At 61.5% G+C, this 17,859-nt stretch carries 30 protein-coding genes; 16 read left to right on the top strand and 14 right to left on the bottom strand.

Annotated elements, in window-relative coordinates; all coding sequences use genetic code 11:
• Positions 1-93 precede the first annotated feature (93 nt).
• Entirely contained in the window at positions 94-645 is a 552-nt protein-coding gene (locus BMW89_RS25430; RefSeq protein WP_092029928.1) for a ComF family protein, read from the top strand.
• Here BMW89_RS25430 and BMW89_RS25425 read toward each other — a convergent pair.
• The 14 genes from BMW89_RS25425 to BMW89_RS25360 form a co-directional block, all read right to left on the bottom strand.
• Positions 642-1,247 carry a DNA-processing protein DprA gene (locus BMW89_RS25425; protein WP_244547680.1) on the bottom strand — a complete coding sequence of 202 codons (606 nt, stop codon included), beginning with the start codon at positions 1,245-1,247 and terminating at the stop codon, positions 642-644. The two genes, BMW89_RS25430 and BMW89_RS25425, sit on opposite strands and share 4 nt — an antisense overlap.
• Positions 1,248-1,593: 346 nt before the next feature.
• Positions 1,594-2,598 carry a tyrosine-type recombinase/integrase gene (locus tag BMW89_RS25420; RefSeq protein ID WP_244547679.1) on the bottom strand — a complete coding sequence of 335 codons (1,005 nt, stop codon included), beginning with the start codon at positions 2,596-2,598 and terminating at the stop codon, positions 1,594-1,596.
• A 25-nt stretch (positions 2,599-2,623) separates the two neighbouring features.
• The gene (locus tag BMW89_RS25415; protein WP_244547678.1) at positions 2,624-2,860 is read right to left on the bottom strand and encodes a hypothetical protein; all 237 of its coding nucleotides are present in this window, start codon (positions 2,858-2,860) and stop codon (positions 2,624-2,626) included.
• 8 nt (positions 2,861-2,868) lie between these two features.
• On the bottom strand, positions 2,869-3,270 hold the full coding sequence (locus BMW89_RS25410; protein ID WP_092029921.1) for an HNH endonuclease: 402 nt from the start codon (positions 3,268-3,270) through the stop codon (positions 2,869-2,871).
• Complete coding sequence (locus tag BMW89_RS25405) at positions 3,267-3,569, bottom strand: hypothetical protein (RefSeq protein ID WP_092029919.1); 303 nt, start codon at positions 3,567-3,569, stop codon at positions 3,267-3,269. The genes BMW89_RS25410 and BMW89_RS25405 overlap by 4 nt, the downstream gene beginning before the upstream one ends.
• A complete protein-coding gene (locus tag BMW89_RS25400) occupies positions 3,559-3,972 on the bottom strand; it encodes a recombination protein NinB (RefSeq protein ID WP_092029917.1) in 414 nt (137 codons plus the stop codon). The genes BMW89_RS25405 and BMW89_RS25400 overlap by 11 nt, the downstream gene beginning before the upstream one ends.
• Positions 3,969-4,577 carry a lambda exonuclease family protein gene (locus tag BMW89_RS25395; protein WP_244547677.1) on the bottom strand — a complete coding sequence of 203 codons (609 nt, stop codon included), beginning with the start codon at positions 4,575-4,577 and terminating at the stop codon, positions 3,969-3,971. The genes BMW89_RS25400 and BMW89_RS25395 overlap by 4 nt, the downstream gene beginning before the upstream one ends.
• Positions 4,578-4,589: 12 nt before the next feature.
• The gene (locus tag BMW89_RS25390) at positions 4,590-5,621 is read right to left on the bottom strand and encodes a hypothetical protein (RefSeq protein WP_092029912.1); all 1,032 of its coding nucleotides are present in this window, start codon (positions 5,619-5,621) and stop codon (positions 4,590-4,592) included.
• Positions 5,622-5,624: 3 nt separating this feature from the next.
• Positions 5,625-6,392, bottom strand: coding sequence for an ERF family protein (locus BMW89_RS25385; protein WP_092029909.1), 768 nt, complete (start codon positions 6,390-6,392; stop codon positions 5,625-5,627).
• The gene (locus tag BMW89_RS25380) at positions 6,392-6,715 is read right to left on the bottom strand and encodes a hypothetical protein (RefSeq protein WP_092029907.1); all 324 of its coding nucleotides are present in this window, start codon (positions 6,713-6,715) and stop codon (positions 6,392-6,394) included. The genes BMW89_RS25385 and BMW89_RS25380 overlap by 1 nt, the downstream gene beginning before the upstream one ends.
• The gene (locus tag BMW89_RS25375; RefSeq protein ID WP_092029905.1) at positions 6,712-6,969 is read right to left on the bottom strand and encodes a DUF6525 family protein; all 258 of its coding nucleotides are present in this window, start codon (positions 6,967-6,969) and stop codon (positions 6,712-6,714) included. The genes BMW89_RS25380 and BMW89_RS25375 overlap by 4 nt, the downstream gene beginning before the upstream one ends.
• A gap of 163 nt (positions 6,970-7,132) precedes the next feature.
• Complete coding sequence (locus tag BMW89_RS25370) at positions 7,133-7,756, bottom strand: hypothetical protein (protein ID WP_092029902.1); 624 nt, start codon at positions 7,754-7,756, stop codon at positions 7,133-7,135.
• Between the two features lie 5 nt (positions 7,757-7,761).
• Entirely contained in the window at positions 7,762-8,115 is a 354-nt protein-coding gene (locus tag BMW89_RS25365) for a hypothetical protein (RefSeq protein ID WP_092029899.1), read from the bottom strand.
• Between the two features lie 131 nt (positions 8,116-8,246).
• The gene (locus BMW89_RS25360; RefSeq protein WP_177196305.1) at positions 8,247-8,996 is read right to left on the bottom strand and encodes a S24 family peptidase; all 750 of its coding nucleotides are present in this window, start codon (positions 8,994-8,996) and stop codon (positions 8,247-8,249) included.
• A gap of 89 nt (positions 8,997-9,085) precedes the next feature.
• Here BMW89_RS25360 and BMW89_RS25355 point away from each other — a divergent pair, with 89 nt between their 5' ends.
• The 15 genes from BMW89_RS25355 to BMW89_RS25280 all read left to right on the top strand — a co-directional run bounded on the left by BMW89_RS25355 (position 9,086) and on the right by BMW89_RS25280 (position 17,855).
• Positions 9,086-9,295, top strand: coding sequence for a hypothetical protein (locus BMW89_RS25355; protein WP_092029894.1), 210 nt, complete (start codon positions 9,086-9,088; stop codon positions 9,293-9,295).
• A 177-nt stretch (positions 9,296-9,472) separates the two neighbouring features.
• On the top strand, positions 9,473-9,655 hold the full coding sequence (locus BMW89_RS25345) for a hypothetical protein (RefSeq protein WP_092029888.1): 183 nt from the start codon (positions 9,473-9,475) through the stop codon (positions 9,653-9,655).
• Positions 9,656-9,794: 139 nt separating this feature from the next.
• Positions 9,795-10,136: a hypothetical protein gene (locus BMW89_RS25340; protein ID WP_092029886.1), complete on the top strand. Its 342-nt coding sequence runs from the start codon at positions 9,795-9,797 to the stop codon at positions 10,134-10,136.
• A gap of 15 nt (positions 10,137-10,151) precedes the next feature.
• Positions 10,152-11,054, top strand: a complete 903-nt coding sequence (locus BMW89_RS25335) for a helix-turn-helix domain-containing protein (protein WP_092029883.1) — start codon at positions 10,152-10,154, stop codon at positions 11,052-11,054.
• Positions 11,055-11,348 carry a hypothetical protein gene (locus BMW89_RS25330; protein ID WP_092029881.1) on the top strand — a complete coding sequence of 98 codons (294 nt, stop codon included), beginning with the start codon at positions 11,055-11,057 and terminating at the stop codon, positions 11,346-11,348. It abuts the gene before it with no gap.
• Positions 11,349-11,528: 180 nt separating this feature from the next.
• On the top strand, positions 11,529-12,365 hold the full coding sequence (locus tag BMW89_RS37480; RefSeq protein WP_143062827.1) for an LvrA C-terminal domain-related protein: 837 nt from the start codon (positions 11,529-11,531) through the stop codon (positions 12,363-12,365).
• A gap of 445 nt (positions 12,366-12,810) precedes the next feature.
• Positions 12,811-13,272, top strand: coding sequence for a hypothetical protein (locus BMW89_RS25315; RefSeq protein WP_092029874.1), 462 nt, complete (start codon positions 12,811-12,813; stop codon positions 13,270-13,272).
• A 9-nt stretch (positions 13,273-13,281) separates the two neighbouring features.
• Complete coding sequence (locus BMW89_RS25310; protein ID WP_092029871.1) at positions 13,282-13,620, top strand: hypothetical protein; 339 nt, start codon at positions 13,282-13,284, stop codon at positions 13,618-13,620.
• A gap of 5 nt (positions 13,621-13,625) precedes the next feature.
• Positions 13,626-14,129 (top strand): terminase small subunit, encoded by a 504-nt coding sequence (locus tag BMW89_RS25305; RefSeq protein ID WP_092029868.1) that lies wholly within the window; start codon positions 13,626-13,628, stop codon positions 14,127-14,129.
• Positions 14,129-14,299, top strand: coding sequence for a hypothetical protein (locus tag BMW89_RS38045; RefSeq protein ID WP_177196304.1), 171 nt, complete (start codon positions 14,129-14,131; stop codon positions 14,297-14,299). The genes BMW89_RS25305 and BMW89_RS38045 overlap by 1 nt, the downstream gene beginning before the upstream one ends.
• Positions 14,296-15,633, top strand: a complete 1,338-nt coding sequence (locus BMW89_RS25300) for a PBSX family phage terminase large subunit (protein ID WP_244547676.1) — start codon at positions 14,296-14,298, stop codon at positions 15,631-15,633. Before BMW89_RS38045 ends, BMW89_RS25300 begins: the two co-directional genes overlap by 4 nt.
• 7 nt (positions 15,634-15,640) lie before the next feature.
• Positions 15,641-15,907 carry a hypothetical protein gene (locus tag BMW89_RS25295; protein ID WP_143062826.1) on the top strand — a complete coding sequence of 89 codons (267 nt, stop codon included), beginning with the start codon at positions 15,641-15,643 and terminating at the stop codon, positions 15,905-15,907.
• Positions 15,904-16,101 (top strand): hypothetical protein, encoded by a 198-nt coding sequence (locus BMW89_RS25290; RefSeq protein ID WP_092029863.1) that lies wholly within the window; start codon positions 15,904-15,906, stop codon positions 16,099-16,101. Before BMW89_RS25295 ends, BMW89_RS25290 begins: the two co-directional genes overlap by 4 nt.
• 9 nt (positions 16,102-16,110) lie before the next feature.
• Positions 16,111-16,407, top strand: coding sequence for a hypothetical protein (locus tag BMW89_RS25285; RefSeq protein WP_092029859.1), 297 nt, complete (start codon positions 16,111-16,113; stop codon positions 16,405-16,407).
• Entirely contained in the window at positions 16,407-17,855 is a 1,449-nt protein-coding gene (locus tag BMW89_RS25280; protein ID WP_092029856.1) for a hypothetical protein, read from the top strand. The genes BMW89_RS25285 and BMW89_RS25280 overlap by 1 nt, the downstream gene beginning before the upstream one ends.
• The last annotated feature ends 4 nt before the right edge of the window (positions 17,856-17,859 follow it).

Raw genomic sequence — 17,859 nt, 5'->3', positions numbered from 1 at the left:
CAGCACAACTAAGCCGGCTCATAACTGCTCGGGATAGTTGACGCCGTTCGGAGTTCGCCCCAACTCTTATTTCCCGCCACTTGGCAGACCGCTATGAAGCGCTGGTTTCTCAACGACTTCCAGGATCACGGTAACGACGAGATCTCGGCGTTCGGGCAATATCGGCCGTATGGCCTGCATAAGGCCATGGGCGGCGATCACACGAACTATCCAGCATATAGCGGGAGAATCCTGGATCTGAAGGACAAGAAAAACGGGGGCATCATCTATTTCTTCAATCTAGTCGAGCCACTAATTCGGAAGGACGTTGCGCTCGTCACCGTCCCCTCTCACGACCCACAAAAGACCATCAACGGAATACGCGAGCTTGCGCAACGCATCTGCATTGACGATCCTCGCATTGATGCAACCGAAGTGCTGGTTAGGCAAAAGCCGGTAGCGAAGCTCGCGCACGGCGGCAATCGCGACAAAGACAACCATCTCAAGAGCATCGTTGTCAGGTCGCCCCATCTAATTCGGGGGCGTCGCGTCCTATTGCTCGATGATGTGGTGAGCACCGGAGGATCATTGCGAGCTTGCAAAGAATTGCTGCTCACCGCCGGCGCAAGAGCGGTGCACTGCGCAGCGTTGGGCAAGACTGGTTAAGCCTCGAGGCGGCTCAAAACGTCTTCTACTGAGGTCAACGCAGCGGTTTTCTCGTAGTCTAAGAATTTTGCCGGCCATTTCAGCGATCTGTCATCAATCACGGACTTTGCGATAAAGAGCCAGCGGTTGAGCTTCACGCACTCGCTCGCCTGATGGAGCGTACCGCTCGTGTCTGACGCTTCGATGATAACGGTGGCGTCACTGATCGCCGCCATGACGCGATTGCGCACAGGGAAGTTGGACTTGAAAATACGCTCGCCATTGCGGAACGGGGAAAGCAGAAGGTGCTGAGCGTAAATCGTCTGTTGAAGTTCTGCGTTTTCGGCGGGATAGGCCTTGTCCAGGGGAGTGCCAATTACCGCAACTGCATGGCCGCCGTTATCGACGGCGCCGGTTAGAGCTGCCGTATCTACGCCCTTCGCGAGGCCGCTAACAACGGTAACGCCAGCGGCAGATAGCGAGCGCGCCAGTTGGTAGGCGCGTCTCCAACCCGGTTCGGAAACCTCTCTCGTGCCTACTATCGATACGGCCGGTGCATCCAACAGGTCGAGGTTACCGGAATAATAAACACTTGGATCGCCGCTCATGTCCCTGCGCAGCATGTCGTATTGCTTGGGCTCAAGCTCCGCACGCCCGATCCTCTGCAAGAGGTCAGGAAGTAGGTATTGATGCTGATCCCTTGGAGCCGAGTACCTCGACCTGCGCCCTGGGCTCGTTCTTTGGACTGCGTGTTGAGCCATGTCGCTAAAAAGCACTGTGAGCGCTCCTCGTCAAAATAGAACAAAAAGAGAACATACACAGGTAATGCACAGGTTGTAAACCACTATCATGTTGATTCGTTTCGAAATTTTTAATTCATCCCTGAATCTTGCCGAAACGGATTGGCGCACCTGTCGCCGAATCACCCCCGCAATTCAGAGGCTGTGCGTCAAGAGGGGGGCACCGGCCTTACTTCTTGGCCTCTTGTAAGTCGCGGAAGGCTTCCAGCTTGCCGATGGCGTTCGCCGCCAACACCCCGCGGCGCGCGAGGTAGGTGTCAATAATCCTCTGAGCCTTGTCCACAGTCCAAGTTAGCGCCTCGGCGATCTCGGGCGCCGTGGCTCCGGCCTCGGCAAGCAGTGTGGCGGCCGTGCCTCGGTTGTCGTGGAAATTCAGGTCGCCGGCTCCAACCGCATCCGCGTCCTCGCGCCAGTGCTCATTGAAATAGCGGCGCTTATAGGCCTTCCCGCTTGGGGTCAGCATCACGAGGGCGCCGACGCGGAGCAAGCCGTCCAAATAATCCCGCAGTTCGCGGGTGGCCGGTATCCAAAGCCACTTCCCTGTTTTGCTCGATCGAATCTGAACGCGCTGGCCGTCGTAGCGGGTCCACGCGAATTCGCGGATGTCCTTCGCCCGCATGGCGGTGTTTCGGACCAGCACCATCGCGGTTCTCATCGCAGGGCGCGCGGTCTGGATGAACTGCTGTTGGAGCTCCTGCGGCCACGTCTTGTCGGCTCGATCGCTCTTGTACAGTCGTTCGAATGAGGGGATCGGGTGATACTTGATCCGCCGCTTTTCTTTCGCAAAGCTCAGAACGCGGCACAGTGCCGACATGAGGTTGTCGGCGGAGCGGGGCGACGTCTGGCCTAGTTCTAGGTGCCACGCGAGCGCGAGCGCTGCGAAGGCGTCGGCATCTTCTTGGTTGTTGAACGTGTCCTCGGGGACGGTGCCCCACTTCTGTTCGATCCGCTTCAACTTCCACGGATATTGCGCGCGGCTCTCCTCGCTCAACGCATCGTAGACCGGGTTTCCGGTGTCCCAAAACCGAATGAGATCGGTCAGCGTCTTTTCGCCCGGCCGGCGCTTCTTCTTCTCGGCCTCGGCGAAGCTCTCGACCAGGCGCGTTTCATCCAGCGCGGCGCCGGTGGCTCGGTGATAGAGGTAAATCTTCACCGAACCGTCTGCCATCTTCATGGCAACCCGCTTGACGCCTTTGATCTTAAGCGGCTTGCGTCTTAGTCGCGGCATTCTCTGCAACCCAACGCTGGAATGGGGATAGCTCCCGCTCTGATTCTGTCACAAGGCCCGACGCGGCGTCTAGGGCGAGGTCGATCGCCTTCCGATCCCATCGGTTCGTTCCGGGGATGGCGTCCGGAACGATGCCTTTCGCGCGCCACTGATCGAACGCGGCGAGCGTCTGGCAGCCGCAATACGCTGCGGCCTCCTCTTTGGTCATTCCGCGCTTCAGAAGCCCCTCCATTTGTTGACCGGTGATGATGCTTTCCGCTGCGGCGAAGTCTCGGTGAAGCCGCGGCTCTGGATCTTCTGGCGCGTCGGCGAGATCGCGCCGACGTGCTTTGCCCGCTTGCGGTAGTTGCGGGACTTCTCGGCAACGTCCTGGGCGGTCTTTTCCTTGTGGGGCTTGCCCCGCAGGATCGGCGCCATGTTGCTTTCGCGGTTCTCGCCGCCGTTGATGAGAGCCTTGACGTGATCGCAATCCCACTGATCCCCGGGCCTGATCTTGATCCCGGAGAAGTGGCACACGCCCTTGAAGCGCTCGAAGATGCGCAGCCGCACATGGGGCGGAGGGGCGCTGTCGGGTGTCTTGCCGACCCACTCGGCGACGCGGCGCGCGGTCTCGGTCATTCCGGATCCGGGAGATGGAAGTGCCGGCGGACCAAGGCGTCATGCTGCTTCGAGGTGAGCATCATCCGCTCCATCGGCGAGAGTGGGAAGCGCTTGCGCTCTTTCTCGGGCTGGAATTGCGCCAGATAGCGGCGCTGCTCGCTGCACCACGACTTGTAGGCGTAGCCGCGGCGGCGCGCGAAAGGGTAGTTCTCGCGGAGCAGCTTCACGCGATCGGCGAACGGCGTTTCCTTCGGCAGGTTGGCCGTGAGCTCGCGGATGTGATTCCGCGCGCGATCCTTCCATGTTTCACGCTGCATCGCGGCTGGCCTCCTTCGACTTCGGATCGCTCCACGTCACGCTGTTCTCGGCGCCGTAGGCGAACATGCTCTCGATGAGGTCGGACATTTCCTTGACGCCAAGGTCCGAGCTCGATTGCCCGTAGGGGATGAATGTCCCGCTCAGTGACGGGATGAATTCAACCTGCTGGCCGAGCTCGTGCATAAAGACCACCTTCCATTGGTCGGTGGTCAGCCGGCGGCCGTCGATGTGGCATTGCCGGGCAATGTCGGTCAGCATCGCCCACATGCGGCTGTTCTGATCAAGGGTGCGCTGCGGCTCCTTGAACTCGACGCGCGTTCCCGGTGGAAGACGCATGATCCAGTCAATTGCCTTCTTCCGGATCTCGCGGGATGAGAGGATGAGGAGGGCGCCGCGGTTCATGCTGCGAGCACCTCGTCCCGCCGCCGGATCTCCGCCACAACCGCGTCCAGTTCGGCGTTGAACCGATCGACTTCGGTTGCCAGCGTCTGGATATACTTTTCGTCGCGGTGGGCGCGGATGGTGAATGGCGGCACGCCGCGGTAGTAGACTGTCAAGTCCCACCATGACCGGTCAGTGATCCAAAGCGTTCCCTGCACCTGGGCGCGATGCTCGTTCGGAAACTCGTTCTTCAACATCAGGTCGATGAGAAGGTGCGGCAGCTTGGTCTTGACCTCCAAGCCACCGTCATCGCCGACCAGACAATCAGGTGAGCAGCCGGCGCGGCCGTTGCGAATGAAGCCGACGCGGCGAAGCTCGGCGCCGGTGCTGAATGCGTAGAGGTCGCGGGCCTCGGGCTCCATTTCGTGGCCGCGCTCGGTGTGCTCGTTGGAAAAGCCCTCCATCGGCTGGCCGGTGATGATCTCTCCGGCAAGCTTGAGCATGTAGGTTCGGCGGGTCTTGCCTTCGCCCTTGGCGAGGATTTGCGAGAAGGCCGAAGCGGTCGGGATGCCGCGGCGAGCTTCGAGCCACTCAGGCGTGTTCTGTTCGACGTCGAAAATCTGCACGGTGATTGCCCCTCAATAGGTAATGGAAACGTGGGGAATGTCGCCATCCGCCATCGCGGCGACGATCAAATCGGCGGTCTCGGCATCGACGCCGCTCGCAACTATGCTTTCCTTGATCGCGGCGTGAACCTTGTCGCGACGGCGCTTGTTGTCGGCGCGCTTCTGGTCGGCGGCGGCCTTCTGCGCTTGCTCGGCGGCGACGCGCTGGCGCTCCTGTTCGACGGCGCGGGCGGCGGCTTCGTCGGCTCGCGTCTTTGCAAGCGCCTCCTGCTCGCGCTTCATGGTCTCCAACTGCTCGGCGTGCCGCCGATTGCGCTCCGCGGCCTGCTCGGTGGCGATACGGTCGCGCTCAGCCTGCGCCTGGCGCTCGCGCTCGGCGCGCTCCTGCTGCTCGCGGGCGGCCTTCTCTGTGGCGTCCCGGGCATCTCTGGCGACCTTCTCGGCGCGGAGGGCTTCCAACTCGGCTGCGTCGCGCTCGCGCTGCTCGGCCGCCCCAAGCATGGCGTTTAGCTTTGGCAGGGTTTCGGTGATGGCAGTGTCGGCGCGCTCCTTGAATTCCTGCCAATCTCGGGTGGTGTACTCGGTAACGGCCGCGATGCGGTCGCGGATGGAATGGGGGCTGGCACCTGCGAGAACGGTCGGGCTCTCGATGATGCAAACAAGCGTCGCTTCGATCGCGCGAACGCGCTTCTCGTCGGCTTCTTCCCAGCGCTCCACCGGGCCGCGCACCTCGGCCTTGAGCGCGTCCAGCCGATCCCGGATCGTCTTGCGCTCGGCATCGATCTTGCCCGACTTCGCCTTGATCTCGGCAACGTGGTCTTTGCCGATCTCGTCCAGGATGCCTTTCGAGCGCGCGACCTTGTGCGCAAGTGACTTCGCCGCCTCGCGGCCGGCCGCCGTGGTGATGTCGATCACCTCGCCGCGAACTTGCGTCTCGATCGCGGACACGATGGTTTCAATCTGGCCGGTACCGAAAAGGGTTTCCGCGCTCAGAGGGACCGCGGCGGGCGTGAGGATGCTTTCGAGGGTTACGATTGCGTTCATGGCTCAAGCCTTCTTGAACTGAGCGAGGGAGAGGGCGGCCGCGGCGTATTTCGCGGCGGGAATGTCGTCGATCCGCTTTTGCTTGATGGCGGCGAGGAACGCGATTTCGCTAGCGTTCTTCGCCTTGAGCTCGCCGCGGATGAATTCGGCTTGCTCGGCGTTAATCGAGCCCTCGGGCGGGACGTATTGCGCCGCTGCCGGCGCGACGCTGCGGCCGTCGTCGTCATCCTTGCGAGAGGCGAGGCCAAGAGACGCCATCAGGGTTACGCGCTCAAAGAGGGTGATTGCGGCTTTCGCGTTCTGGCTGGGGGTGCGACCGTCCGCCGTCTCGGCGCTGAAGGAAATCTCGTTCTCCTCCTGATGGCCGTCGCGGTGCGAGAGAACGCAAATCACGGTGATGGGCTCGCCGGGCTTGCCTTGCAGCTTCCAGCGATGAAACAGGCCGAACTTGCTGAGGATCGGCGTCACGGTGTCAACAACCTGCGCCAAATCCTCATGCCAATATCCCTTGTCGCCCGTAACCTGCCGGTTCTTCTCGATGATAGGCAGCTCGGCGCGGGTGTCGGCCAATGCATTGTTGAAGGCCTCGCGCGCGGCGGAGATCTTCATTTCGCGGACGAATGCCACCGCTTCGCGGAACAGATCGACGTTGCCGGTTGCGAGCGCGGCCGCAACGATGTCGTTCTGCTGCGGCTGTACGGCCGGGGCGCGACCGGCGGGGACGCGGACGATGGGCTTAACGTTCTCCTGGGGCAGGGCGGCGACGGACATTAACGGTTCTCCTGGTGGGCCTGGTTGTCGCGCTCAATGGCGCGGTCGATGCGGGCGAGGGCGAGCGCGACATGCGCGCGGGCCTTGGCGAGCTCGGCGGTGGTGTGCGGGAAAACGCTTGGGACGGTGAGCGCGGTTGAGAGGCCGTCGCAGTCGTCGGCGATCCACTGCGCATAGACTTCGGCGCGGGTTTCGCGCGCCATCTCGCTGGCTTGCTGCGGCGTCATGTGCTGCTCACAGTGCGAATAGCCACGATCGCCGGGGCCGAACTGTCGGCCGCAGTTGCTGCAAAACGTCACATCGAATTTTGGTCGAACGTTCATCGGCCGCGGCCTTTCTTCTTGGTGAGGGGAATGTGGGCGATCTCGCCCGGCAAAATCGGATAGTCACCGCCCCATGCCTTGAAGCGGGTTTTCGCGGTCTCGATCTTGTCGTTGTTCTCGATGTGCGCGACGAGATCGCCGGTCCTGACATGGCCGCTCTTGAACGCCTTGAGCCATGCAGCAACCGCCCAATCGAACCGCGCGTTCGCGATGGCAGCGCGGACGGGCGCGGGGAATTGGTCAAAGTGCTTCATCGAGTTTTCGCGAACGATGCCCGAAGCGGGCCCTACGTTGCTGGGGTGGCTCATGCGCCGGCTCCCAGCGCCGCGCCGATCGCCAGCACGCCGACAAAAGCCGCGATCACGATCAGGTCGCGAATGTCCGTCGCGTCGATCTGCTTCAAGATGTCCCGGAGCATCACGCGGCCTCCGCTTCGTCGGCGTGGCCGACCCACTGATCCGCCATTGCCTCGGCGATGCCCGGGAAAAATCGGCTTCGTTCCTTCCACCTGTCGGCAGATGGCGGCATGAGGTGCACGCGCGCGGTGCGGCCGGCGACGATATTTGTTGGCTTGAGCGGCGGAAGGTTGCGCAGCCAAAAGCAGGTCCGCTTCACCTCGCCGTGGCCGAACTGCCACGGCTGCACCGATTGCGCGGGATCGCGATAGTTGGCGATGCGCTCCTTGGCGTGTCGGTGCATCACGGGGTTCTCGACGCACACGCGCTCGATGGGTGCATTCCAGAAGGCGGAGAACAGCTCCGCGCCTTCGTCGAGCTCGCGCCACATCTGCTCCAGCGTCTTGCCGGCGGGCGGCACGGACAGCCAGCGCACGCCGCTGTTGCAAAGCCGGGTGCAGGGCGGGTGCGCGACGATGAGCAAATCCCATCCGTCTTTGAGGATGGCGCGAGCATCGCCGGTGATGTGCTTGTTGGAGCGATCCTCCGCCGGCAACAGGTCGCAAGACCATGCGTCGTGTCCGCGCGCCGCAAAGGCGCGGCGGACAATCCCGGAGAATTCGCAGGCAACCAAAACGCGGGCCATCGACGTTACTCCGCGGCCTGCATGACGTTGGCGATGTCGAGCAAATCCCACTTGTAGGAAAGCTCCTCCGGCACTTCGCCGTGCTCCATGATCGCTGCGAACGTCTCCTCGCAGAGTTCGCGGGCGGCCTCGGTGCTCTCGCGAAACTTGCGGGTGGCAGCCGCGGCGGCGCGGTCGTAGCGCGGGCCGATCAGGCCGCGGAGGTCAGACATTTCGCGGTGAAAGGCCGCGTGCTGTTCCTTGGTGGCGCTGACGAAATAGCGGCCGGCGGTTTCCTCGGCTGCTTCAACGCGCTCGCGCTGCTCCGAATAGTCGGGCGCGGCGTAGTGGGGATTTGCGCTGTAGTAGGAACCGGACATCGGCTGTGCTCCCTGCTGATAGGAAGCACAATAGTAGGATTACTATTAGGTGGTCAATAGCATAATTCCTATCAGCAATAAAAAATAATGGCCGCGACTCTCTCGGCCGCGGCCATTCGGCTGCTGTGGGCTTACGCGAAGTAGTTTCCGACAGTCCGGTGACACACCTGCCATTCGCTCTTTTTGAGCTTGAAATCCTTTGGAGGGTTGTACTGGCGCACCTTCCATTCGGAGTCGGTTTGGCCTCGATACTCTTTGATCAGGGCGTGCACCGTTCCATCGGCGTCGTGCTTCCGGAACACGCAAACGTCTTCCATTCTCGGGGGTAGGTGAGGGTTCACCAGGGCCGTAGATCCCGACTTGTGAGCGGGCGACATGCTGTCACCGTCAATGATCATTCCATAGCCATCGCGCACCCGTAGAAGTACGGCAGGGCGAGCGACCCAATCGACTGCAAGTTCCGACACTATCAACGCCCCGTCAGCCCCGCCCTGTGCTGTGCCGAACACAGGCAAATCCATCATTGCGCCGAAGAGTTCGGCGTTTGGCACCATTCTCGCGGAAGGCCCAGATTGATGATGGGTGGGATGCGAAGCTAGGTCAACTAAACCGTCACGAGAGGGCACCGATTTCTTTTCATAGCTGCGTTTCGGCTGCACGGTAGATGGGCCCCGTAGTTCATCCGGGGAAACGATCGCGTCGGGCGCAGACAAGACCTCGGCAAGCGTGATGCGGTCGCGCTCGTGCAGCTCGCGCGGAAGCCCCTTTTTCAAAAACTGGTATAGATACGAGTGAGCGCGCCCCATCTTCAGCGAGGCGTCCTTCATTGAGAGCTGCCTGTCGGCGAGCTTTTCCAGAATCAGCTTGCGAACCACGTCCATGGCCCCGTTTATAGGATAATACCTATTTTCCATCCCGCCTGAAATTTCCTATTGACCGAATAGCAATCGTACTATTATAGCTTCCTATCATGAAGCTGCATCCTACGATTGCCCAATTGGTCGCCGAGATTGACGCTTTCCTTGCCGCCAAGGGCATGACGCAGACCGACTTCGGCCTGTTGTCGATCGGAGATCCCAACCTCTACCGGCACTTGAAGAACGGCCGCAATCCGCGTCTCGGGACGATGGATCGCATCCGCGCTTTCATGGAGCGGTTGCAACAGCCGGTCGCAGCATGATCGGCAATCACTCGAAAGAGACGCGCGAGAGGATCGGGGCGGCCCGCGCGAATAGCGCCTGGCGACGCCAACAACGCGACCAATCGAACGAGATGCAAAGCGCAGCCGGCCACGCTGGCGAAGATTACACCACCTCAACGCCGCAATCCCCGCATCGCTATCTCTGGGAGGAGACACATGGCTACGTCGCCTGATCTACCAGCGGGCCTTGTCGCCGCGCGCTCTGCGCTCAAACCGTTCAATCTCGCGAAGGCGATGCGCAACGTAGCGGCGCAGTTCTTCTGCTTTGCGGGCGGCGTCGCTGTCGTCGGATCGATCCCGCTCGCCTTCTTCCTGATGTTGTTCGCATCCTTCGACTAGGCGCGCGGTGATCGCGCCGAGTGTCTCAAAGGGAAGGACTGAGTTTTCGTCGTTGTCGTTGTGTGGGGCTCTGTTCATGCGGTGAGTTGAAGCATGGGCGGATTTGCAAGTGTGCAAGTTGTGTTTGTTGGAGTGCCAAATGTCTGCATCTGCGTATCTGGATCAGGCTGTTCGGTGGTCGAAAGACCTCACGCGCATGCGTTCTCGCGGTCCTGGTGACACCGAGAACGCAATGCGGGTGATCGAACGAGAGTACGGGGTCGATTACTGGACCATGTGGCGGTTGCGGTACCGTCGCAGTGCAATCCGGGACATCGGGGTGTCGGTCTACATGAAGTTGAAGGGGGCATATGAGGCGGAATGTCAGCGGCAACTGCAATTGCTCGGGCGGGATATCGAAACCATCAAGGCGATCGCCGATTCTTCTGCGGATCTGGTCGATGCGGCTGAGGCTTTGGTTCGCGAGGTGCGCGGGGGATAGGAGCGGGGTTTCTCAATGAACATTGCTGTTCGACCTTCGGAGTTGGAATTGGCGCTTTCGGCTCCTGATCGGCACAAAGATTTCCACCGCAAGATTGCGGAACGGGCCGCGGCCGTCGCGCAACAAAAGGCGGTCGCATCGGCGGCCGTCGTTCTCTCTCGGGTCACGGCGCGGGCGGCTCCCGTCGATCCGGAAGCGGTGCCGGCGGAGCCTGATCCGCCGGCACCTGTTGCCGTTCTTTCCCTGGTCGATGCGACCGAACCGAGATCGTTGACCATCCGCGAAATTCAAGACGTTATTGCGCGGCTGTTCGGTATCAAGGTTGCCGACATCAAGGGGCCGCGGCGCGGAGGCGCCCTTGTCACGCCACGCCATGCGGCAATGTTCTTAGCGGACGAGCTCTGCCCGTTGAAAAGCCTGCCGGTGATCGGCCGCGAGTTCGGCGGCCGCGATCACACCACCATTTTGCACGCGGTGAATGTGTTCCCGCACAAGATGAGGCGTAATCCGGATCTTGAACAGTTGGTCGAGACGGCACGCGCGACACTCCGCGAGCTCGCTGCGCTGCCCGTGCCGCTCCCGGCTCAACCGGAAGAGGAGATAGACGAGCTCAGGATATCCGCCTATCCGTCCGTGGCGCGCATCCAGGGCACCGTTGCGCGGTTCTACCACGTCAGCCCGCGCGCGCTCTGCGGTGTCGGCCGGGAGACGCACGTTCGCCACGCGCGCAACGTCGCCATTTACCTCGCCAAGGATCTCACGCGGTTCTCGATCCGCGTCATCAGCGATCAATTTGGAGGCCGGCATCACTCGGTTGCGATCCATGCGATCGAGCGCATTCCGGCGCTGATGCGGGAGAACATCGATATTTGCTGGGAAGTCGCCCAGCTGATCGAGACGCTTTCGGAGCCGGCATAGGTGCAGGCTCCCGTCTTCGACATGGCGCCCCCGGTGAAGGCGTTCCCGGATGGCATCCCGGAAAGCGTGTGCATCAAGTTCGAGAGCCTCGCGCTCGAATTGCTCGAGCTCGGGTTCCGGAAATACTCGGCTGACGCGATCCTGCATCGGCTGCGGTGGCATCACCACGTTGAGCTTGGCGATGCGGCGTTCAAGCTGAACGATCATTGGACCGCGCCGCTGGCTCGCTGGTTCATGAACCGCAATTCCAAGGCCGGAAAATTCTTCGAGGTCAGAGAGAGGGCAGGGGCGTGACTGCGCCGCGGCCCCTCAAGGTATGGGCGAACGTCTATTCCTCACTGAACGGCGCTCGGGGCTCTCTGTGGGACAGTAAGAAGCTAGCCGACTGGTTCGGCCGAGGCCGGCTCGCGTGCGTTGAAATCGCGTTTGATGGGGAAGGCGGCGCTGTCGTGAGCGTCGTTAAGGGGAACTGCAATGAGCCTGACGCCTAAAAATTGGCAGACGTTCCAGCACTACAAAGACCGGGCTCCGATATGGATCAAGCTGCATCGGGCGTTGCTCGATGATGCGGATTTTCAGTGCTTGCCGATCGCTAGCAAAGCGCTAGCGCCGATGCTCTGGCTTGTAGCATCCGAATACGAGGGTGGGTGCATCACGGTCCCGGCACAGAAAATCGCGTGGCGGCTTCGCATGTCGCTCGACGAGTTCACGGAAGCGCTAAGGCCTTTGATTGATGGAGGTTTTTTCGATGCTAGCGAGCCGCTAGCGCCGTGCAAGCAAGAGGCTATGCCAGAGAAGAGAAGAGAAGAGACAGAGAGAGAGGAAGAGACAGAGACAGAATCTCTGTCGGGCGCTAGCGCGCCGCGACCGAAGGCGGCCTCTCGCTTTGAAGAATTTTGGAAGGCCTATCCTCGCCGCAAGGGTGACAACCCGCGCAAGACCGCGGAAGGAAAATTCAACGCGCTGGTGAAAACCGGGCTCGATCCGCAAATGCTGATCGACGCCATCAAGCAATACGCGGCCGACAAGGCCGACAAGATCGGAACGGAATTCATCCCCATGGCCTCGACCTGGCTCAATCAACAGCGTTGGACGGATCACGCGGCGGTCGCGGCGCTCCAAGCGCTCGGCGGCGAGGCCGCGCAATTCCCGATCGAGGATGTGGTGAAGATGTTTGCCAAAGGCGGCTACTGGTCTCGGCATGCCGGGCCGGCGCCTGGGCTCACTGGCTGCAAGGCATCGGCGGAGCTCCTCGCGAAATATGGATTGCTGCCGGACGGGCGGAAGATGCCAGCGAACGAGCCGGCTTAGCGCGCGGCTTATCCCTCGTTTCCCCTGCTTCACTTTCACGCGCGCGTTGAGGTCAGTGCGCAAATCGCAGATGAATAATCGCGTTCGGTCTGCGGTGCTTCTCCTTCATCGTTGATCGAATTTGTGAGTGTTGTTCTCCTTGGGGTTGGGGCGCGCGAGGGCCGGTTTGTGATCACGCCACAGGCCGGCCCTCGTTTCTTTCGAGGTGATGAATTCCTAGCGATCGGCGGGGAGAGAGCGAAAAGCCCTGAGTGGGGACGCTCTCAATGATCCGCCCTTCGGTCCAGCCGGCGGGACGAAAGCGCCGGCATATTTACCGCGAGACGCTTAGCGGTGGCCCAAGACGCCCGACGCTTGAAGGGTAGCGGCCTAGAAACGGCGAGGCAGGGCGGAGAGACGTCCAACGAAATTCGCGGGGGCGCGCTTGTCTGTTGCTGATCTCAAATTGCGGCTCGCCGATATCCCGGGCATCGAAACGCTCACCATGTCGATCGAGGGCGGAAAGATCATGCTGCGCTGGGGCGCAGGCTATCTCGCCGCGGTCAGCGCAACGGCTTCTGACGGTGAGATCGAGACGGCCATTCGCGCGATGTCGAAGCTTCCGCCTTTGAACCTGATCCCGGATCGCCCGGCGCCGGCTCCTGTTCCTGCTGCTCAACCATCTGGAGTGTCCCCAATGTCAGTCACTGGCGCCGCTGCGGCCGGTCAGTCCCTCCGCGAAATGATGGAGGAGCATCGCAAGACGCTCGCCGATCTCACGGGCGCGCACATGGACAAGATGCGGGAGGGCTTCGCGAAACAGCTGCAAGGCGTCAACGCGCTCGGCAAGCTCGCCGATAAGGTCCACGCGGAAGGCGATGAATTCCTTGCGCTGATCGGCCAGTACACCAACGATTTGGGTCTCTGAGCCGTGGCAATGAGCGCGGAGCGTGGTTTGCTTGCTCGGGTCGTGGAGGGCGAGGCCCGCCGGCTGCTCGATAAGCTATCCCCCTCCTGGGTCGAGGCGGTGGCTGTTTCGCATCAGTCCAATCCGGCGGCGTGGCGTCAATCGCTGTTCATGGATGTGCGGTTCGAGTTGGTCGGCGTCGATATGTCGAGCGATCTCCGGATTACGCCTGATCTGCAAACCCGGATGCGCGCGGCGCTCCTCGTGAAAGAGCCCAGCGCCAAGACGCTCAAGGTTGAGCGCCGGCTGCTGCGGGCTCGGGCTGCGCAGGCTCGGACGCTGAACAAGCGGCCCGTGGTGGTGAAGTAACCGGAATGTCCGCTCCCGTCGGTAACGAGTTCTGGAAGGCGCGAAGCTCTCACGGGCGCGCGCCTATCTTTGCGTCTGCCGATGCTCTGTGGTTCGCCTCCTGCGAATACTTCGATTGGGTAGAGGCTAACCCTCTCTATGAGACCAAAGCCTTTGGCTCCAAGGATGGGCCTCAGACCATCCGACTTCCGAAGATGCGGGCTATGACGAACTCGGGCCTCTGCATCTTCCTGGATATTTCCCGTCAGGCATGGACCGAATATCGCGCCCGGCAAGATTTTGGTGACGTCTGTTCCCGCGTGGACGAGGTGATCAGGACGCAGAAGTTTGAGGGCGCCTCGGCGGACCTCTTCAATGCGAACATTATCGCCCGTGATCTCGGCTTGGCTGACAGGTCGGAACAGACCGGCGCGAATGGCGGCCCGATCAAGAGCGAGAACATCCAGCGTATCGAGCTGGTTGCGGCGCCTTTTCCTCCCGATCACCCGGCATTGAAGGGTGATCAGTGATGGATTGGTCCCTGATCCGCTCAATGAAGTTCCACACGATCGCCGGAAGGGTCGCCATCGCGGTTCACTTCCACGATGAGCGGATGTTGTCCGCCTATGTCGATGGTTGCGACATGGCCGGCTGCGTTCTGTCGATCGTGGTGCGTTACGTCCGGACGGCGCGCGCATGACCAGCGTCCCGCCGATCCTGCTGCCGCCAAAGCTCGTCCCCGTGTTCGAGGGCGAGGCGATGTATCGTGGCGCCTTCGGCGGTCGCGGTTCGGCTAAGACGCGCTCGTTTGCCACGATGGCGGCGGTTAAGGGCGTGGACTTCGCGCAAGCGAACATGGATGGCGTGATCGTCTGCGGCCGTGAGTTCATGAACTCGCTGGCTGACAGCTCGTTCGCCGAAGTGAAGGCAGCTATTCTCTCGACGCCTTGGCTCGCGGAGCGTTACGACGTCGGCGATACCTACATCCGGACGAAGTGCAGGCGGATCAGCTTCGTCTTCGTCGGATTGCGGCACAACCTCGACAGCATCAAGTCGAAAGCGCGCATTCGCCTGCTGTGGGTCGATGAGGCGGAGGCTGTTTCGGAAGGCGCTTGGGCTATCACCATCCCGACCGTCCGCGAGGAGGGTTCGGAGATCTGGGTCACCTGGAACCCCGATCGCAAGAAAAGCGCGACGCATCTACGCTTTCGCGCGTCGCCGCCCGAAGGCGCGAAAATCGTTGAGCTCAATTGGCGGGACAACCCGTTCTTTCCCAAGATCCTCAACAAGACGCGCCTCGACGACAAGGCGAACCGTCCTGATCAGTACGAATGGGTGTGGAACGGTGATTTCCGCTCGGTGGTGGCCGGCGCCTATTTCGCCAAGTACCTCACGGCCGCGAAGGAAGAAGGCCGCATTTGCTTCGTGCCGCGCGATCCGTTGGCACCAATCAAGCTGTTCTTCGATATCGGCGGGACTGGCATGCGCGCCGATGCCGGCTCGATTTGGGCCGCTCAGTTCATCGGTCAGAAAATCAACGTCCTCGACCACATGACGGCGCAGAGCCAGCCTCTGTCGTTCTATGCCGAGTGGATGCGCGAGAAGAAGTTTAACAAGGGCGCAACGGTCTACCTGCCTCACGACGGCGCCCAGGGCGATAAGGTCCATGCGACCTCCTACGAAAGCGCTATGCGCGACGCTGGCGCAAACGGCGAATGGGACGTCCTGGTTATCCCGAACCAAGGGACCGGCGCGGCTATGTCGCGCATCCAGACGTCCCGCCGTGTCTTCAACCGCGTGTTTTTCAATGAGGCCACCACCGAGGACGGACGCGACAGCCTCGGCTGGTATCACGAAAAGCGTTCTGAGGAGCGCGACGTTGGCATGGGGCCCAACCACGATTGGAGCTCGCACGATGCCGACGCCTACGGGCTGATGTGCATCGTTTACGACGAACCGCCGGGCGCACGGCCGGGGCGCAAGGCCTATTCGGGCCGGGGTTCTAGCGGCGGCGGCCTGCCGTCTGGATGGTGAAGGGGGAGTGATGGCTGACTTGAAAAATATTGATCCGCTGCGGATCGAGCATGCGCCGGATGGCGGGTTTATCGTCAGCGATCTTGCTGATTACGGGCGCGTCAACAGGCCTGTGTTCGCCTCCTCCTCTATCGGCGAGGCGCTGGACTTCATCAAGGGACGCTTGGCGCCGGCGGCTGCGCCGGAGAAGGCGATTGATCGGGCGTGCACTCGTTGCGGCTCGCTCGGGATGGAAGCCTATTGCAGCCTCTGCAACAGGCCGCGCGCGCAATGATCATTTCTCACTGGGGCATCTTCCCGGGCTGGTTCGTCCCGCTCTCGAACAGGATCGGCGAAACCCGCATGAGCTTTCAGGCGGTCGATTTCGACACCTATTGCGCGGCGATCGATGCCGTCAACGCGGCGGCTCTTGAGCTCGCGACGCTCGAAGCAATGGAGCGGCGCCATTACGGCCGCAAGTTTCACTGAGGGAGTTACATGTCACTACAGAAGGCCAACGACAAGGCGATCGTCAGCAACAGCTCGGCCACGGAGGGACCGTTTCCACTCTTGGCCGGCGAGTACGGTATGACGGCGATTGCGGCCGCTTGGAATAGCGGCTCGGTCAAGCTGCAACGGCAGGCCGCAGACGGCTCGACCTGGGTTGACGTGCAAGCCTTCACGGCAAACGGCTTCGCAGCCTTTCCGATCCCGGGTGGCGTCTACCAAGTCGCCATTGCGAGCGCGACGGGCGTTTATGCTGACGTTTCGGCCGTGATCACGGCGAGCGCCTAATGCGGCGATCGAAGAAACTTCTGTTTCTGTCGAGTGCGCTTATCGCGCTGACGGTGTCAGTGTTCGTCCCGCCTGCGCTCGGCTTTGATACGGCATCCTGGCCGATCAATCCGACCATCCGAGATCCCGGCGGCCTGACGCTCGCGACCGGGGACGCTGGCATTTCGCCTGAGGCGCTGTTCGATCTGCAATCGCCGGCAAGGGTCAGTCCGGGCATTCAATATTGGGTTGGTGCCCCGGGCAGCTCGCCGGCTCCGAGTGACAGCAACAACGGCCTGTCGCCTGCAACGCCGCTCGCTTCGATGACGAAGGCGATACAGCTTGCCAATGCCAGCGGGCAGAGTTCGGCGCGTGTCAACGTCATGGCCGGCGAGTATTTCCGCGCGCTCGGGCCTGCCGGGACCGTGCCGACGATCGATATTGCTTTTGTGGCCTATGGCGGCCGCGTCGTCACAGGCACCTTTGACAATTTCAGCACGTTCACGCTCGATGCGACGTACACCAATTGCTATTCGCTGGCGCTGACGAGCATCGACCGGGTGGGCAACCGCCTGGCCAAGTCTGGTTTTGCCACCTATGGCGTCCAGACGAACACGGATCACTCCAAGCTCGCAGATCCGGCAACGTTGCAGGCGACGGCCCCGACGACTTCGGACCTTTGGGCCACGGACGCTACCAAAATCTATATCCGCCGGGTTGATGGCGCCGTTCCGACGCCGACCAACACCCGCATCTACCGCTCTGGCGTCTTCCTGTTCTATTTCAACCAGGCGGTTAACGTCTATGTGGAGGGCATCGACGCCGAAGGCGCATCCTCCGCCGCGACCTTCGATTATCGGCTCTCCGCTCAATCAGCCCTGAAGCGGGTATTCGTCGCGAAGAACTGCTCGGCCAAGTATGCCGGCGGCGTGGTCAACACGACGTCGCGCGGCTTCGGCATCGAGAGCATGAAGGGGCTTGCCTACCTCTACGGCTGCGAGGGAAGCGCCTGCGCCACGGACGGCATCAATTTCCATGACGCGCTGGCCAGCGGCTTGCAGTGGCTCACGGTCAATTGCTCGGGCACCGACAATGGCCGCGGTACGTCTCAATCGGATAACGGCCTGACAGCTCACGAGCTCTGCATCGGAATGGACCTCGGCGGCTACTACCCGAACAATCGGGGTGGCTCGGTGCGGTGCGTCAATGGCTCAAAAACGCTGTGCGCGGGTACGTGGTCTAGCGACCTTGGCGACGTGGCGATGGGCGGCGCGATCACCTCTGTCACGTTCCAAACCGACAACACCGCAATCATGTGGTGCTTTCGGTGCAAACCGAACTTCAACGTCTTGAACGCGGCATACATCGATTACAACGCCTCAACGGGCACGGTCATTCACCTCTGCCAACCGCACGCCAACGCTGGCACGCATGGCGGCGGCGGCACGATCGACACCTACGCGGGATAGATAG

The sequence above is a fragment of the Bradyrhizobium sp. OK095 genome, assembly GCF_900109945.1.
GTDB lineage: Bacteria > Pseudomonadota > Alphaproteobacteria > Rhizobiales > Xanthobacteraceae > Bradyrhizobium.
This window is presented reverse-complemented; position numbering and strand designations above follow the sequence as displayed.

What these genes read in the sequence shown, in the direction of transcription:
- BMW89_RS25430 (WP_092029928.1), top strand. Translation starts at nt 94, where the DNA reads ATGAAGCGCTGGTTTCTCAACGACTTCCAGGATCACGGTAACGACGAG.
- BMW89_RS25425 (WP_244547680.1), bottom strand. Translation starts at nt 1,247, where the DNA reads ATGCTGCGCAGGGACATGAGCGGCGATCCAAGTGTTTATTATTCCGGT.
- BMW89_RS25420 (WP_244547679.1), bottom strand. Translation starts at nt 2,598, where the DNA reads ATGAAGATGGCAGACGGTTCGGTGAAGATTTACCTCTATCACCGAGCC.
- BMW89_RS25415 (WP_244547678.1), bottom strand. Translation starts at nt 2,860, where the DNA reads ATGACCAAAGAGGAGGCCGCAGCGTATTGCGGCTGCCAGACGCTCGCC.
- BMW89_RS25410 (WP_092029921.1), bottom strand. Translation starts at nt 3,270, where the DNA reads ATGACCGAGACCGCGCGCCGCGTCGCCGAGTGGGTCGGCAAGACACCC.
- BMW89_RS25405 (WP_092029919.1), bottom strand. Translation starts at nt 3,569, where the DNA reads ATGCAGCGTGAAACATGGAAGGATCGCGCGCGGAATCACATCCGCGAG.
- BMW89_RS25400 (WP_092029917.1), bottom strand. Translation starts at nt 3,972, where the DNA reads ATGAACCGCGGCGCCCTCCTCATCCTCTCATCCCGCGAGATCCGGAAG.
- BMW89_RS25390 (WP_092029912.1), bottom strand. Translation starts at nt 5,621, where the DNA reads ATGAACGCAATCGTAACCCTCGAAAGCATCCTCACGCCCGCCGCGGTC.
- BMW89_RS25385 (WP_092029909.1), bottom strand. Translation starts at nt 6,392, where the DNA reads ATGTCCGTCGCCGCCCTGCCCCAGGAGAACGTTAAGCCCATCGTCCGC.
- BMW89_RS25380 (WP_092029907.1), bottom strand. Translation starts at nt 6,715, where the DNA reads ATGAACGTTCGACCAAAATTCGATGTGACGTTTTGCAGCAACTGCGGC.
- BMW89_RS25375 (WP_092029905.1), bottom strand. Translation starts at nt 6,969, where the DNA reads ATGAAGCACTTTGACCAATTCCCCGCGCCCGTCCGCGCTGCCATCGCG.
- BMW89_RS25370 (WP_092029902.1), bottom strand. Translation starts at nt 7,756, where the DNA reads ATGGCCCGCGTTTTGGTTGCCTGCGAATTCTCCGGGATTGTCCGCCGC.
- BMW89_RS25365 (WP_092029899.1), bottom strand. Translation starts at nt 8,115, where the DNA reads ATGTCCGGTTCCTACTACAGCGCAAATCCCCACTACGCCGCGCCCGAC.
- BMW89_RS25360 (WP_177196305.1), bottom strand. Translation starts at nt 8,996, where the DNA reads ATGGACGTGGTTCGCAAGCTGATTCTGGAAAAGCTCGCCGACAGGCAG.
- BMW89_RS25355 (WP_092029894.1), top strand. Translation starts at nt 9,086, where the DNA reads ATGAAGCTGCATCCTACGATTGCCCAATTGGTCGCCGAGATTGACGCT.
- BMW89_RS25345 (WP_092029888.1), top strand. Translation starts at nt 9,473, where the DNA reads ATGGCTACGTCGCCTGATCTACCAGCGGGCCTTGTCGCCGCGCGCTCT.
- BMW89_RS25340 (WP_092029886.1), top strand. Translation starts at nt 9,795, where the DNA reads ATGTCTGCATCTGCGTATCTGGATCAGGCTGTTCGGTGGTCGAAAGAC.
- BMW89_RS25335 (WP_092029883.1), top strand. Translation starts at nt 10,152, where the DNA reads ATGAACATTGCTGTTCGACCTTCGGAGTTGGAATTGGCGCTTTCGGCT.
- BMW89_RS37480 (WP_143062827.1), top strand. Translation starts at nt 11,529, where the DNA reads ATGAGCCTGACGCCTAAAAATTGGCAGACGTTCCAGCACTACAAAGAC.
- BMW89_RS25310 (WP_092029871.1), top strand. Translation starts at nt 13,282, where the DNA reads ATGAGCGCGGAGCGTGGTTTGCTTGCTCGGGTCGTGGAGGGCGAGGCC.
- BMW89_RS25305 (WP_092029868.1), top strand. Translation starts at nt 13,626, where the DNA reads ATGTCCGCTCCCGTCGGTAACGAGTTCTGGAAGGCGCGAAGCTCTCAC.
- BMW89_RS38045 (WP_177196304.1), top strand. Translation starts at nt 14,129, where the DNA reads ATGGATTGGTCCCTGATCCGCTCAATGAAGTTCCACACGATCGCCGGA.
- BMW89_RS25300 (WP_244547676.1), top strand. Translation starts at nt 14,296, where the DNA reads ATGACCAGCGTCCCGCCGATCCTGCTGCCGCCAAAGCTCGTCCCCGTG.
- BMW89_RS25290 (WP_092029863.1), top strand. Translation starts at nt 15,904, where the DNA reads ATGATCATTTCTCACTGGGGCATCTTCCCGGGCTGGTTCGTCCCGCTC.
- BMW89_RS25285 (WP_092029859.1), top strand. Translation starts at nt 16,111, where the DNA reads ATGTCACTACAGAAGGCCAACGACAAGGCGATCGTCAGCAACAGCTCG.
- BMW89_RS25280 (WP_092029856.1), top strand. Translation starts at nt 16,407, where the DNA reads ATGCGGCGATCGAAGAAACTTCTGTTTCTGTCGAGTGCGCTTATCGCG.